Annotated in this window: 19 protein-coding genes and 1 tRNA gene; 7 read left to right on the top strand and 13 right to left on the bottom strand. The window is 68.8% G+C overall.

Features of this window, described 5'->3' with window-relative positions; translation table 11 throughout:
* Nucleotides 1-6 precede the first annotated feature (6 nt).
* From NDAS_RS21960 to NDAS_RS21925, 9 genes are read right to left on the bottom strand one after another with little or no spacing between them, the layout of a single operon-like run.
* Complete coding sequence (locus NDAS_RS21960) at nt 7-378, bottom strand: hypothetical protein (protein ID WP_013155443.1); 372 nt, start codon at nt 376-378, stop codon at nt 7-9.
* Nucleotides 375-641 carry a hypothetical protein gene (locus NDAS_RS21955; RefSeq protein WP_013155442.1) on the bottom strand — a complete coding sequence of 89 codons (267 nt, stop codon included), beginning with the start codon at nt 639-641 and terminating at the stop codon, nt 375-377. Before NDAS_RS21955 ends, NDAS_RS21960 begins: the two co-directional genes overlap by 4 nt.
* A complete protein-coding gene (locus tag NDAS_RS21950) occupies nt 638-916 on the bottom strand; it encodes a hypothetical protein (RefSeq protein ID WP_013155441.1) in 279 nt (92 codons plus the stop codon). Before NDAS_RS21950 ends, NDAS_RS21955 begins: the two co-directional genes overlap by 4 nt.
* A complete protein-coding gene (locus tag NDAS_RS21945) occupies nt 913-1,194 on the bottom strand; it encodes a hypothetical protein (RefSeq protein WP_013155440.1) in 282 nt (93 codons plus the stop codon). Before NDAS_RS21945 ends, NDAS_RS21950 begins: the two co-directional genes overlap by 4 nt.
* On the bottom strand, nt 1,191-2,408 hold the full coding sequence (locus NDAS_RS21940; RefSeq protein WP_013155439.1) for a YIP1 family protein: 1,218 nt from the start codon (nt 2,406-2,408) through the stop codon (nt 1,191-1,193). The genes NDAS_RS21945 and NDAS_RS21940 overlap by 4 nt, the downstream gene beginning before the upstream one ends.
* The gene (locus NDAS_RS21935; protein ID WP_013155438.1) at nt 2,405-2,830 is read right to left on the bottom strand and encodes a hypothetical protein; all 426 of its coding nucleotides are present in this window, start codon (nt 2,828-2,830) and stop codon (nt 2,405-2,407) included. The genes NDAS_RS21940 and NDAS_RS21935 overlap by 4 nt, the downstream gene beginning before the upstream one ends.
* Entirely contained in the window at nt 2,823-2,963 is a 141-nt protein-coding gene (locus NDAS_RS28990; RefSeq protein WP_013155437.1) for a hypothetical protein, read from the bottom strand. The genes NDAS_RS21935 and NDAS_RS28990 overlap by 8 nt, the downstream gene beginning before the upstream one ends.
* On the bottom strand, nt 2,956-3,141 hold the full coding sequence (locus NDAS_RS21930; protein ID WP_013155436.1) for a hypothetical protein: 186 nt from the start codon (nt 3,139-3,141) through the stop codon (nt 2,956-2,958). The genes NDAS_RS28990 and NDAS_RS21930 overlap by 8 nt, the downstream gene beginning before the upstream one ends.
* Nucleotides 3,138-3,371 carry a hypothetical protein gene (locus NDAS_RS21925; RefSeq protein WP_013155435.1) on the bottom strand — a complete coding sequence of 78 codons (234 nt, stop codon included), beginning with the start codon at nt 3,369-3,371 and terminating at the stop codon, nt 3,138-3,140. Before NDAS_RS21925 ends, NDAS_RS21930 begins: the two co-directional genes overlap by 4 nt.
* 551 nt (nt 3,372-3,922) lie before the next feature.
* Here NDAS_RS21925 and NDAS_RS21920 point away from each other — a divergent pair.
* From NDAS_RS21920 to NDAS_RS21910, 3 genes are read left to right on the top strand one after another with little or no spacing between them, the layout of a single operon-like run.
* The gene (locus NDAS_RS21920) at nt 3,923-4,663 is read left to right on the top strand and encodes a GntR family transcriptional regulator (protein WP_013155434.1); all 741 of its coding nucleotides are present in this window, start codon (nt 3,923-3,925) and stop codon (nt 4,661-4,663) included.
* Between the two features lie 7 nt (nt 4,664-4,670).
* Nucleotides 4,671-5,507, top strand: coding sequence for a phosphoribosylaminoimidazolesuccinocarboxamide synthase (locus NDAS_RS21915; protein WP_013155433.1), 837 nt, complete (start codon nt 4,671-4,673; stop codon nt 5,505-5,507).
* A gap of 2 nt (nt 5,508-5,509) precedes the next feature.
* A complete protein-coding gene (locus tag NDAS_RS21910; protein WP_013155432.1) occupies nt 5,510-5,734 on the top strand; it encodes a hypothetical protein in 225 nt (74 codons plus the stop codon).
* 71 nt (nt 5,735-5,805) lie between these two features.
* On the opposite strand, the gene NDAS_RS28695 is transcribed toward NDAS_RS21910, so the two are convergent.
* A complete protein-coding gene (locus NDAS_RS28695) occupies nt 5,806-6,363 on the bottom strand; it encodes a Pycsar system effector family protein (RefSeq protein ID WP_126625011.1) in 558 nt (185 codons plus the stop codon).
* A complete protein-coding gene (locus NDAS_RS28690) occupies nt 6,360-7,283 on the bottom strand; it encodes an adenylate/guanylate cyclase domain-containing protein (protein ID WP_013155431.1) in 924 nt (307 codons plus the stop codon). Before NDAS_RS28690 ends, NDAS_RS28695 begins: the two co-directional genes overlap by 4 nt.
* Before the next feature lie 613 nt (nt 7,284-7,896).
* Between NDAS_RS28690 and NDAS_RS21905 the strand changes: the two genes are divergently transcribed.
* Both NDAS_RS21905 and NDAS_RS21900 read left to right on the top strand, forming a co-directional pair.
* Entirely contained in the window at nt 7,897-8,112 is a 216-nt protein-coding gene (locus NDAS_RS21905; protein ID WP_013155430.1) for a hypothetical protein, read from the top strand.
* 133 nt (nt 8,113-8,245) lie between these two features.
* On the top strand, nt 8,246-9,055 hold the full coding sequence (locus NDAS_RS21900) for an alpha/beta fold hydrolase (RefSeq protein ID WP_174546463.1): 810 nt from the start codon (nt 8,246-8,248) through the stop codon (nt 9,053-9,055).
* 105 nt (nt 9,056-9,160) lie between these two features.
* On the opposite strand, the gene NDAS_RS21895 is transcribed toward NDAS_RS21900, so the two are convergent.
* Nucleotides 9,161-9,577 carry an RNA-binding S4 domain-containing protein gene (locus tag NDAS_RS21895; RefSeq protein ID WP_013155428.1) on the bottom strand — a complete coding sequence of 139 codons (417 nt, stop codon included), beginning with the start codon at nt 9,575-9,577 and terminating at the stop codon, nt 9,161-9,163.
* A 96-nt stretch (nt 9,578-9,673) separates the two neighbouring features.
* Here NDAS_RS21895 and NDAS_RS21890 point away from each other — a divergent pair.
* Both NDAS_RS21890 and NDAS_RS21885 read left to right on the top strand, forming a co-directional pair.
* Nucleotides 9,674-9,748, top strand: a tRNA-Asp gene (locus tag NDAS_RS21890).
* A gap of 82 nt (nt 9,749-9,830) precedes the next feature.
* Nucleotides 9,831-10,562 carry an rRNA methyltransferase gene (locus NDAS_RS21885; protein WP_013155427.1) on the top strand — a complete coding sequence of 244 codons (732 nt, stop codon included), beginning with the start codon at nt 9,831-9,833 and terminating at the stop codon, nt 10,560-10,562.
* A gap of 332 nt (nt 10,563-10,894) precedes the next feature.
* Here NDAS_RS21885 and NDAS_RS21880 read toward each other — a convergent pair whose 3' ends face one another.
* Complete coding sequence (locus NDAS_RS21880) at nt 10,895-12,091, bottom strand: MFS transporter (protein ID WP_013155426.1); 1,197 nt, start codon at nt 12,089-12,091, stop codon at nt 10,895-10,897.
* Nucleotides 12,092-12,162: the final 71 nt, after the last annotated feature.

The raw sequence follows: 12,162 nt of genomic DNA, 5'->3' as shown, positions 1-12,162 counted from the left end.
GTGAGGTCAGGTGGTCAGGTCGAGGGGCTTGCGCTTGGGGCGCTTCTTGACCAGGTGCTCGAAGTGCTTGCGCAGCGAGCCCCAGGTGCGCACGCCTTCGATGCCGACCGCCCGCTGGGCCTCAGCGGCGCGGCGCAGGTGCCGGGCGACCGAGCGGGCCTTGCGGCGCACGGCCAGACGGGACTCGCCCTGCGCAGGCGGCAGTTCGGCCAGGGCGGCCTCCAGCTCCTGAGCGGTGAACTCCAGCTCCATCGCCAGCGCGCGGGCGAGCTTGCGCACGGTCTCGGTGTACTTGCGGATGTCGGAGCCGGTGTCCAGCTCGATCGCGTCCAGTTCAGCGATGATCCGGCGGGCTTCGGATGCCTGCGAGTCGCTCAACGGGTCTCCTCGGTGGTTTCGGTGGTCGGGCGGTTGATGACGACAGCGATCAGGCCCCTGCCGGGGCCGTACTTGCGGATGTGTGCGCGGTCCAGGTGCGTCCGCCAGGTGCGCCCGGTCCACGCGGCGGCGTCGGCCAGCGTGTGGCGCACCGGGCGGATGTCCAACCACGCGGAGACCAGCGAGTCGGTCTGGCAGAGCAGGTGATCGAGGAAGGCGAGACCCGCTGCGAGGCGGGTGCGCCAGTCAGTGCGGCGGTTCACCGGTCGTCCTCCTGCTCCGCCAGGTCGTCGCACAGCGCACCGGCGGCGTAGAGCTCCACGGCGTCGAGCGCGAGGCTGAGCGAGCCGACGACGCCGACCACCAGGGGCCAGGCCAGCGCGCCGCGGTGGATCATCCAAGTGGTCACCACCAGGCAGGCCGCGAGCAGCACCGCGCGGACGGTCAGGTCGATCGGGTTCATGTGGCGGGTGCCGTGGGCGACCCGGGCTAGCAGGACGGGCAGACGGAACTGGATCAACATGCGGGGGTGGTTCATGCGATCTCCTCGAAGCCGGGCAGCACGAGCTGGTCAGCGCAGACGGGGCACCGGTCGTGCGCCTGCATCCGGTGCTTCTTGGGGTCGCGGCACCGCTCGCTCACGGGCGGGGCCACGTCGATGAGGTGACGGGCCTTGTCCGACTCCGCGAGCCGCTTGGTGTAGTGCTCGTCGAACTCCTCGCCGCACGGGCAGGACACGGCGTAGCACCACGCCTCTCCCTGACTGGTCTCCTCGCGCCAGCGGCGCACCTTCGGGCGGTGCTTGACGGGCTTCACGACTCGCCCCCGCTCTCCAGTTCCTTGCGGATCCGGCGGACGGTGGACTCTCCCAACCCCAGCTCCTCAGCGATCTGGGCCGTGTGAGCGTCGGGGCGCTCGTACAGGAAGTCCGCGACCCTGCGCCGGTTCTGGATGCCCTCCAGGCGGCGGCGCTCCTGTGCGGTCAGCGCCCGTTCGGTTGCCTCGTCGTCGCCGTGCGAGCGCGACCGCTCGCACGGGCGCTCAGACGGAATGACCTGCCCAGACTCGATGTCGTGGCCGTCGTCGTCGGGGTCGGTGTCCTCGTGCGAGCGCTCCGGGCCGGTCCCGTGCGAGCGGTCCTGGCCGTGCGAGCGCTCAGGCGGATTCCCGTGCGAGCGCAGGTAGTCCGCGGCCTGTTCCGCGATCTCCTCCCCGACCACCTGAAGGGCCTCTCCGGCGGTGCGGTGGGGCAGCGGGACGGTCGGCTCCTCGTGGTCGGCGGGGGCCTCGGTCGCCGTGGTGGTCGCGCTCAGGGGCTTGACGAGTTGGGCGATGGCGTCGGCGGAGGTGACCGCGATCAGGTACGCGAACCAGGAGAACGCGGCGCTACCGATCGAGGCGACGGCCCCGGCCGGGCCGGACCCGATCGTGGACCCCACGATGGACACCAGCAGCGGAACGACGATCAGCCCCAGCAGCGCGGCGCGGCGACCACCAGTGGGGAACGTGCCGGAGCGGGCCAGCAACCCGGCCCAGATGATCGCGGCCGTCGACATGCCGCTCAGGGCGACCTCGCCCAGGTAGCCGATGCCGGTCGGGGCGGCGGGGTAGTGCGCGACCACGCCCGCCTCCAACCCCATCGCGGACCCCACGCTCAGCACGAGCGAGGCCCCCAACGACAGGGCGGCGAACCGGGACCGGTTGCGTACCAGCGCCAGGACGGTGTAGGCCGGGTCGGTCGCGGCACGGGCCTGATCGACGGCCTGAGCGGCCCGGATGGCCTCGTCCGCGCGGCGGTCGGCCTCGCGCTCGGTGCGCAGGAAGCGGCGGTGTTCCAGGTCCAAGCGGGTACGGAGCCGGTCCGACTCCAGCGAGTCGGCCTGCGAGCGGGTCGCCGGGTTCAGCCGCGGATCGGCCAACAGCTCCTGGTGGGGCACGGACGCGAGCGCCTGGGCCTGTCGGACCCGTTCCTGCAGGGTGGCGACCACGTCCGTGGTCGGGGTGTCGGGGTTCTTCTTGCGCAGGTTCACGAGGTGGCTCCCATCCAGACGAGACCGGCCCCGATCACGAGGGCGGCGGTGATGAGCAGGTCGACGGCGAGGCGGATGCGGACGAACTTCGTCGCAGCGACCCCCGCGAGGTTGATCAGGCGGTCGCGGGTGCTTTCGGGCTTCCAGCCCTCGGGGTCGGCGGTGATCCGGGTGAACGGAGCGCCGGGGATGCGGGGGCGGACCACGGTCAGCAGCACCACCAGGGCGAGCACGAGCAGCAGCGCTCCGGCCCGGGTGAACCAGTGCGCGGCACTGTCGCCGGTCAGCAGCGGTCCGGCCGCGAGCACGGCCAGCGAGGCACCCCCGAGCGCGGCGAGCATGGACGCCTTGGCGTCCGCGCGGGCCAGTTCGGCGCGGGTCTCGTCGATGTAGTCGGTCAGCGGGACACGGTCCTCAGCCACGACGGGCCCCCTTACCGGTCAGCTTGCGCAGGGTTTCCAGGTCCGCGCGGCGCTCCACGATCGGAACGCCGATCATCAGCCAGACCAGCGCGCCGGTCAGGAGCAAGGCGAACAGCGAGATCAGCTCAGCCACGGCGGTGGTTCCCCTTTCGGCGGTGCGTGACCTGGGCGAGTACCAGGCGGGTGCGGCCCCAACGACGGAGCGTGCGGCGGACCTTGCGGTAGGCGGCGCGGAGCCGGAGAAGGCCCAGCACGAGCACCAAGACCACGACGGCGGTCACGATGACCGCGGGCAGCGTCTCGGGGGTCACATGAACCACCCCGTGACGGCGAACTCGTCGGCGGCCTCCGTCAGGAGGTCGTCCAGGATGTCGGCGGCGGCCGCCCGGCGGGCCGCCAGCTCCTCGGTGGTCTCGCCCGGCAGGGCCGGGGCGAACAGGTCGGGGTCGGTGGTGTGGTCGATGACGTGTGCCAGGGCGGCCACGTCCAGGGCGTCGGGGGTGTCGGCCCGCTCGCGGGGCGGCATCATGGTGGTGCGCATCTGCAGGACTCCCGTTGTGTGGGTGTGCCAGAGCCCCGCCCGGGTCGCATCCGGTGCGGGGCTCCCTGTTTCGTGACGTGCGGTTTGTTGTGTGTGGACCCGGGTGGTCCCTGCCGTGTCCCTCATCCGTGTTGTGCCGGGGAGGGGCAGGACAGGCACCCCAGGGGTGCGGCGCGGCCATTCCTCGCGGCCCCGATCGTTCGGGGCGGCGCACCCTTGTTGGGGTGCCGTGGCCACGTCTTCCCTTCGCCGTCCCTTGAAAGCTCGGGATGGGGTCAGGGCGTGCGCGCTATGTGCCTCAAGGGCTTGTGAAAGCTCGTGCGCTCCGGGATTCCACGCGGTGGACAGGGCTCTGCCCTGGTCACCGGAGTCCTCTTCCGGGCTGCGGCCTGTGGCCGTGCAACTGTTATAGCACGCGATCGTTTGGCGTACTAGTACAGTTGGCATATTCATTGGGTACGCGCATGTTGCAGGTCATAGAGCCCCAGCTCACATGGCCGACATATATGCGTACTAGTACACTGATCATGTTCACCACGAAGGAGCCACACGTGTCCCCTCAGGTCCAACGCACCGACCCGCCCTACATGCAGGTCGTCAAGCACATCAAGGCCGAGATCGAGTCCGGTGTCCTCCCTGATGGGAAAAAGATCGACTCGGTGCGCACCATCGCCGCGAAGTGGAAGATCTCGCTGGCGACCGCGACCAAGGTCGTCGGGACGCTCAAGGCGGAGGGCCTGGTGCGCAGCGAACCCGGCCGGGGCAGCATCGTCACCCGCGACCAGGCGGCGGACAGCGCCAAGGACCGTGTGGTCCGCAGCCTGGAAGGCCGGATCTACGCGGCGAACGAGCGTGCGGAGATCCGCGCGGCCGAACTGGTGTCGGCACCCGAGGACGTCGCGGACGCCCTCGGTGTGCCCGCGGGCACGAACGTCATCCGACGCCAGCGGGTCACCCTCCGGGATGACGTGCCCTCCTCGGCCAGCACGTCCTGGTTCAACGGAGAGCTGGCCGAAAGCGCTCCGCTGCTCCTGGAGGCGAAGCGGTTGCCCCAGGGCACCCCGAAGTACGTCCAGGAGAAGACAGGGCTCACACCCGCCACCGGCAAGGACCAGCTCCGCGCCGACATCGCCTCGGAAGAGGACTCCGCAGCGCTGGGTATCCCGCTGGGTTCCCCCGTGCTGCGCAAGCAGAACTGGGTGTTCAACGCCGACGGCGACGTGATCGAGTTCGGCCAGTCCGTCTCCGTGGCCCGCCGCTGGGCCACCTACAACTACGAGATCTCCAGGTAGGAGCGACATGGAACTGCTGCACTCGGGCAAGGTGCGCGACGTCTACGCCGACGGTGACGACCTCATCCTGGTGGCCTCGGACCGCGTGAGCGTCTACGACGTCGTGCTGCCCACCCCCATCCCCGACAAGGGCAAGGTCCTCACCCAGCTCTCGCTGTGGTGGTTCGAGCAGCTCGCCGACGTGGTGCCCAACCACATCATCTCCGCGACGGACGTCCCGGAGGAGTGGGCCGGGCGGGCCGTGCGCTGCCAGAAGCTCACCATGCTCCCGGTCGAGTGGATCGCCCGCGGCTACCTCGCGGGCCTCGGGCTCAAGGAGTACGAGAAGCAGGGCACGGTCTCGGGGATCAAGCTTTCTGAGGGCCTGGTGGAGGCGTCCAAGCTTCCGGAGCCGATCTTCACCCCGACGACCAAGGCGACTGAGGGCCACGACGAGTTCATCACCTTCGCGGACGTGGTCGAGGAGATCGGCCAGGAGACCGCCGACCGCCTGCGCACGGTGACGCTGGACGTGTACAAGCGCGGCGCTGAGATCGCGGCTGAGCGCGGCATCATCATCGCCGACACCAAGCTGGAGTTCGGCCGCGCGGCGGACGGCACGCTCGTGCTCGCCGACGAAGTGCTGACCTCCGACTCCTCGCGGTTCTGGCCCGCGGACGACTGGCAGCCGGGCAGGCCCCAGCACGCGTTCGACAAGCAGTTCGTCCGTGACTGGTCCAGCACCGTCACCGATTGGGACCGGACCCCTCCCGGCCCCGAGATCCCGGATGAGATCGTGGAGGCGACCCAGGCCCGGTACATCGAGGTCTACGAGCGGATCACCGGCAAGCGCTGGGAGGCGTGAGCATGTATCAGAGCTACGACCGCAACAAACTCGTGCGACAGGTGAGGGAACTCCTGGAGAGCGAAGGTCTCGAACCGATCGCCCAGGACGACCCGAAGCCTGAGCAGGCCGCCATGCTGATGCTGCGTTCCTTCGGAGTCGCGCCGGTCGTCGACCACGTGGACATGCTCAAGGGGTCAATGGACCGTACCTGGGAAGATGCAGACGACGATCGATCTACGTATTGAACCCTGAGTAGAAGGGGTTGGGGAGTCTGAGTGGAAACTCGGACTCCCAATTTATTGCTAATATTTCAGAGTTACCAATTCATGGCGATAAGAAAAGCGACAATCCCGAGTAATGTCACGTCTGCAAATAGAACCTTCAAGGCTCGGTCGGCCCATCGGTATTTTCTCCGAGCGATAACGGAGTTTGCATGGATTTGGTGGCCAATGAGATCTACGATCTCGACCGAATCTTTGATGGTTGACTGAAGTCGAACAACGTATCCTGCCCCGTTCTTTTCATATATGCGAGCGATGTCGCCGAAGAAGAGGGGATTGCTTCCCGGGTTGCTCTTGTCGATGCTTGTCTTCGGGTATAACCCAACAATAGCGAACGTGCCAGCTGCTACTGCGGAAAGGCAGCAAATGGTGGCGAATATGTTGAAAACGAGGCTTGTATTCTGTTGATCCTTGACAAGATTAAAGAGGACTCCTCCACTAACTCCTGTTGCTGCAAGAACGAATCCCAGCTTGGTTTCGGCATGCCTCAGCCATTCGTTCACTAAGGCGAGAGTCTTCCATGCCTGTTCGGGATCAGCGGTAGGCGCTACTTCCTGTTCCGGTTCGTCTTTTTTGAAGAGTCGCCATATCACGATGTCAACCCCCTGCGCCGATCACGAAGGAACTGACGGTCACGCTGGGCCTTGAGTCGAACTGCATTCCGCATCTTGCTCTTCTGGAGGGCTTCGCGTAGATCCTTGGCATCCTCTCGCTTTTTGCGGCCTTCTAGGATGGCAGTGCAGTACTCTTCGCCGTGGGTCACGCACCAGCCCGCGGTTAGCATGCGTCCTTTGGCCTCGGGGTCTCCGTCAGGAAGGCGATCGATCTCAATGTCAGACCAGATGTTCAGCCCCGGTCCACCGTGGCAGGGGCAACTGATAGCCAAAAAGTCGTTCTTCTCGACAGAATCCCACACGCTGCCGGTGACGACTATTTCACCACAGTTGGCGCCCTGGGCGGCCTTGGCTGCATAGTTAACTGCCTTTCCCGCCCAGACCGGCTCTTGCTGGGCGTGGTTTCGGGGTGTTCCAATTCGCTTCACCAACAGGCGGCTACTCGCAACTCCGACCTTGAACCCCGTCTCAGGGAGACTGTTCCATTTATCCTTGAGGCGACTTACCATGCTGTCGCTAAATGTCTTGATGGTGATGGCTGAGCACATAGCGCGCTCGTACCTTTTGTCTCCCCAGTAGAGAGCGAAAGCTCCGTCGCCTTGAATGGCAAGAAAGTCGGCATCGAATTTGTTGAAGACTTTGACGACGCTGCCGGTGCTTGCATCGTAAATACTGGCCGTAGAGGCGGCGCGCTTGCCTGTCCCTAGCTTTGTTGAGTTCTTAAGGTCAGCTACCACAGCCACGACATCGGTCAGTTTATACCACTGGCGAGCCTCGATCGGTAGCTTCTCTACATCCAGGCTGTCGCCCTTGTCCACAACAGCGGGCATGGATGCAATCTGGTTCTTGACGTTATCGTCGAGCGCGTCAAGTAGCTCGTCAACGTCTACCTCGGTCATACTCTGGTTCTCCTTGCGGATCATTGAGGTGAAGGCCCCTGAAGACGGAAGGTCTCCACCTCCACTCTTGCATCTTTTCCTCTTCAGCGCTGGCAAATCGGGTCGGAAAGTATCACGGCCCCTGTTCAAGGAAAGCTGTCGCCGTGACGCTCAAGGAGTTGGATTCGTCCTGTGATCAATTGAATTCAGAACGTAGTTCGGTGTCGCGTCCTCGAACCGCTCCGAGGCTGGCAGCGACCAATGTACGGCCACGTTCCGACAGAACTGAGCCTGCGGAACTGTTAGTGCAGGTCAGAGTGGGTCCCGCTGGACTCAGCGTGACCTACTGAAAAGCGGAAGGTCGGCGGTTCGACCCCGCCCCTAGCCACTCCAGGCAGACATGCACGAAGGCCCCGCCACCTGCGGAAGCAGGCGGCGGGGCCTTTGCGTTGGTCGGTGGTCGTCGGTGGACGGCGGCGGTCCCCGGCGGCTGCCCGCCGCATGCTCGTGCCCTCCCGCGAAGCCCCGTACTCCGGGAGTTCCGAAGTACGGGGCTTCCTGATTTCCAGGGTTCGCGACCCCAGAGCGTCGCAGGCAGTGCGTAGAAAGGAACCCCCGTCCCCGTGAGGAGACGGTGTTCCGTACGGGCCTGGACATGGTCTACTACGTCGACGCCAACCTCTCCACGGGCAACACCGACGTGGCCGACTTCGCTCGGGGCGCGCACGAGGCGCCGGGAGGGGTCCTGCGTTTCGCGTCCTTCTTCGGGGAGGACAAGCCGCAGTACCCGGACGCGGACCCGGACCCGCACACCTTCTCCTTCACACCCCGGCCTCTGACCTTCGACTGACCCGCACAGCGCCCGGTCCCGTGCTCGGGGGCGGCGGACGGCCGGGACCGTCCCGGGCACCGCGCCCCGAGCGCACGGAACGCCCTTGCGGCGGGGTGACGCCGACCACGGCGTGCGCGGGGCTCCTCGGGTAGTGTCCGGACCCGTGAGCCACGTGACCGCAGCTGACGGAACCCGGATCTGGTACGACGTCCTCGGGCAGGGCGACCCGCTCCTGCTCCTCAACGGGCAGTCCCTCGACCACGAGATGTGGGACGGGGTGCACGCCGACCTGGCCCGGCGCCACAGGGTCGTGCGGATGGACTTCCGGGGGACCGGCGGCAGCGACGCGCCCCTGGACGAGCCCTACACCTTCGGCCTGTTCGTGGACGACGCCCTCACCGTCCTGGACGCCCTGGACATCCCCCGCACGCACGTCTACGGGTTCTCCATGGGCGGGAAGGTCGCCCAGACCTTCGCGGCCACCCGGCCCGGACGCCTCGGCGCGCTCGTGCTGGGCTCCACGGCGCCGGGCGGGAGCAACGAGGTGGAACGCCCGAGGTCGGCCACCCTCGCGCTGCGCCGGGCCAGTACGGCCGAGGGGCGCGACCTGATCGCCGAACTCTTCTACGGCCCCGAGTGGGCCGCCGCCCACCCCGACACGGTCACCCGCGTCCTGCCTCGCGGACCGCTGCGCGCCCAGCGCCTGCACTTCGGCGCCAGCTCGGGCTACGACGGCTGGGACCTGCTGCCCTCCATCCAGGCGCCGACGCTGGTCGTGCACGGTGAGGACGACGTCCTCACCCCGGTCGGCAACGCCGCCCTGCTGGCGGAGCGCGTCCCCGACGCCCGGCTGCTGGTCCTGCCCGGCATGCGCCACGGCTACCTGCACGAGGACGCGGCCAAGGCCACGCGCGAGGTGCTGGACTTCCTGGCGGAGCACCCGCTTCCCGCGCGGGACTGACCGGTGGGACCGGTCGGCGGGGTCCGGACCCCGGGCGCGGCCGTTCCCGCCGACCGCGCCCGTTTCCGCCGACCAGGGCCGCCGACCGCATTCGCCGACCGTGCGCTACGGAGCGGGCGGACCCGGCGGGAAGTCGCTGCGCAGCCTGTCCAGCATGCGGCGGTCGCGCTTGGTCGGCCGTCCGGCTCCCCGGTCGCGCCTGATGACGGGCGTGGTCGCCTGCGGCGGAGGCGTCGGCGTCCTGTCGGTGTAGCAGCGCGCGGCGATCGGCGCGCTCACGCGCTTCTCGATGACATGGCCCACATCGACCGTGCGCGTGGTCCCGTGCAGCCGGACGCGCACCTCGTCGCCGGCCTTGACCGTGGTGGCGGGTTTGGCCGGGCGGTCGTTGACCCGCACGTGCCCGCCCCGGCAGGCCTGGGCCGCGTCCGAGCGCGTCTTCGTGAGGCGTACCGCCCACAGCCAGCGGTCGACCCGGGTGCTCTCCGGGCCCGACGGCAGGGGTGCCGAGAACTCGTTCACGCCGGTTCCTTCCACTCTCCGGGGCGTTTCCCGCCACTCTAGGCGGCCGCCGGTACGAAGCACTCCGAAGTCGCGCTAGAGTTGTTCATGCAGCGAGGTCCTGTGGAGCAGTTAGGAGTGCTCGCCACCCTGTCAAGGTGGAGGCCGCGGGTTCAAATCCCGTCAGGACCGCATGATGGAGGCCCGGTGTCGATCAGACACCGGGCCTTCGGCGTTCTGCGGCCGACACGGACACAGAAGGGCATGAGGGACCTTGGGTTACCGGTACGCCGTCGAGCGGACCGACCATTCGGCCCTGGCGGGCGGACACGTGCTGCGGTCCGCGCCGGGCTTTCCGGGTTTTCCGGTGCGGCTGGCCAGTGAGCTGTTCCAGCGCGCGATGGTGCACACCGGAGGGGAGCCCGTCCGCCTGTGGGACCCGTGCTGCGGCAGCGGGTACCTGGCGACGGTGCTGGGCCTGCTCCACCGCGACCTGCTCACCGGTGTCCGGGCCACCGACGTGGACGCCGACGCGGTCGCCCTGGCCGCGCGCAACCTCCGGCTGCTGACCGCCGAGGGGCTCGCCGAACGCGAGGAGGAGCTGCGCCGCTCCGCCCGGGACTTCGGCCGCGTGGCCTTCGTGGAGCGCGCCGAGGCCGCCCGCGATCTGGCGGCGGGGCTGGCCGCGCAGGGCGGCGACCTGCCCCACGAGGCGGCCGTGGCCGACGTGTTCTCCCTGGAGGAGGGCGTGGAAGCCGACCTGGTGGTGACGGACGTGCCCTACGGCGAGATGACGCGGTGGGAGGGGAACGTTCCCGGCGGCGCCGGTGAGCCGATGCGGGGGCTGCTGGCCTCCCTGGGCCGGGTGCTGCCCGAGCACGCCGTCGTGGTGGTGACCGCCCGCACCCGGCGGGTCTCCCTGCCCGAGGGCGTGCGCGCGTTGGAGCGGGTGAAGGTGGGCAACCGGGCCGCGGTGCTGGTGCGCGCCCGCGACATCGCGCCCTGAGCCGGACCGCCGGAACCGTCGCTGGGGTGACACGGGGTTCCCGACCCGCGGTGGCGGCTGGTCGGGGCCTGCGAGTCTTCGCGGTCACCCGGGCCCCGTCCCTTCCGGTCGCGGCGTTCGTCCACAGGCTGTGGACGAACGCCGCGGTGCCCACCCGATTCCACGCGGGGCCCGCTCGCTCCCGTGCGGTGCCCATCGCTTCCGTGCGGCTCCCTGACCGCTTGCGCGCGGGCCCACCCGCTTCCGCGCGCGGCCTCCGCTTCCCGGTCTCGTGGGGCGGCTCCCCGGCGCGGCGCGGGGCGTCCTGACGACCGGGGTCGCTTCCGGCCGCCTCATCCCCGCACGTGGGCGAAGGCCCGCCAGGTGTACAGGGCCACCGCCAGGGCGACCGCCGCCAACAGTACGAAGCCCAGCGTGTAGGCCCCGGTCGCCTGGTACACCGCCCCCATGAGCAGCGGCGGGAAGTAGCCGCCCAGCCCGCCGGCCGCACCGACCAGGCCCGTGACCGTGCCCACCCTCGACGGCTCCACCAGCTTGGCCACCAGCGCGAACATGGCACCGGTGCCCAAACCCAGCGACAGCGCGATCAGCACGAACGCGGCACCGGCCGGGAACTCCGCGGGCGGGTGCAGGGCCAGCACGACCGCGAACACGCAGGTGCCGAGGAACGAGATCAGGCACACCCGCACCGGGCCGATCCGGTCCGACAGGACGCCGCCGACCGGCCGGGCCGCCACGGCCGCCACCGCGAACCCGGCGGTGCGCAGACCCGCGGCGGTCTGCGCGTAGTCGTAGGCCAGCGTCAGCAGCGTCGGCAGGTAGGTCGAGAAGGCCACGAAACCGCCGAAGGCGACCGCGTACAGCAGCGACGCCTGCCAGGTCGCCCGCAGCCGCACGGCCTCCCCCATGCGCGGCAGCGCGGGCTCCGTGCGCGGCCGCCAGTCCGGCGAGTCCCGGCACATCAGCCACATCACCACGCCCATGACCGCCAGCGCCGCGCACAGCAGCAGGTGGGTGGTGAACAGCCCCACCGCGCCCACCAGCCGGGGGGTGAGGAAGGACGACAGGGCGGTGCCGCCCATCCCCGCGCCGAACACGCCCGTCGCGAACCCGCGCCGGTTCGCCGGGTACCACGCGTTCACGAACGGGATGCCGACCGCGAACGACGTCCCGGCGACGCCGAGGACGAATCCCCACAGCAGCAGCATCCCGTAGGAGTCGCCCGAGACCCCCACCAGGAACGTCGGCACGATGCTCGCGAAGCACAGGGCCGTGAACATCAGCCGCCCGCCGTAGCGGTCGGTCAGCGCGCCCACGGGGATGCGCCCCAACGCCCCCACCAGCACCGGGAAGGCCACCAGGATCGAGGTCTGCGTGGGTGTCAGCCCCAGGTTCTCGGTGTAGGTGCGCGACAGGGGGCCGATGAGGTTCCACGCCCAGAAGGTGAGCGTGAACGCCGCCGTGGCCAACGCGAGGTTGCCGCCGGCCGTGCCGCGGCGCGACACCCTTTTTCCCGATTCCGTACGCATATGCGCATTCCTTCCTCCGCCGTTCCAGGCGATTGTCACCCGATCCGGTGTGGGATGCGCCTTTTTCACGC

This window comes from Nocardiopsis dassonvillei subsp. dassonvillei DSM 43111, from assembly GCF_000092985.1.
GTDB lineage: Bacteria > Actinomycetota > Actinomycetes > Streptosporangiales > Streptosporangiaceae > Nocardiopsis > Nocardiopsis dassonvillei.
The sequence above is the reverse complement of the archived record's forward strand: the minus strand, read 5'-3'. Positions and strand labels throughout refer to the sequence as shown.

What these genes read in the sequence shown, in the direction of transcription:
- NDAS_RS21950 (WP_013155441.1), bottom strand. Translation starts at nt 916, where the DNA reads ATGAACCACCCCCGCATGTTGATCCAGTTCCGTCTGCCCGTCCTGCTA.
- NDAS_RS21925 (WP_013155435.1), bottom strand. Translation starts at nt 3,371, where the DNA reads ATGCGCACCACCATGATGCCGCCCCGCGAGCGGGCCGACACCCCCGAC.
- NDAS_RS21915 (WP_013155433.1), top strand. Translation starts at nt 4,671, where the DNA reads ATGGAACTGCTGCACTCGGGCAAGGTGCGCGACGTCTACGCCGACGGT.
- NDAS_RS21910 (WP_013155432.1), top strand. Translation starts at nt 5,510, where the DNA reads ATGTATCAGAGCTACGACCGCAACAAACTCGTGCGACAGGTGAGGGAA.
- NDAS_RS28690 (WP_013155431.1), bottom strand. Translation starts at nt 7,283, where the DNA reads ATGACCGAGGTAGACGTTGACGAGCTACTTGACGCGCTCGACGATAAC.
- NDAS_RS21880 (WP_013155426.1), bottom strand. Translation starts at nt 12,091, where the DNA reads ATGCGTACGGAATCGGGAAAAAGGGTGTCGCGCCGCGGCACGGCCGGC.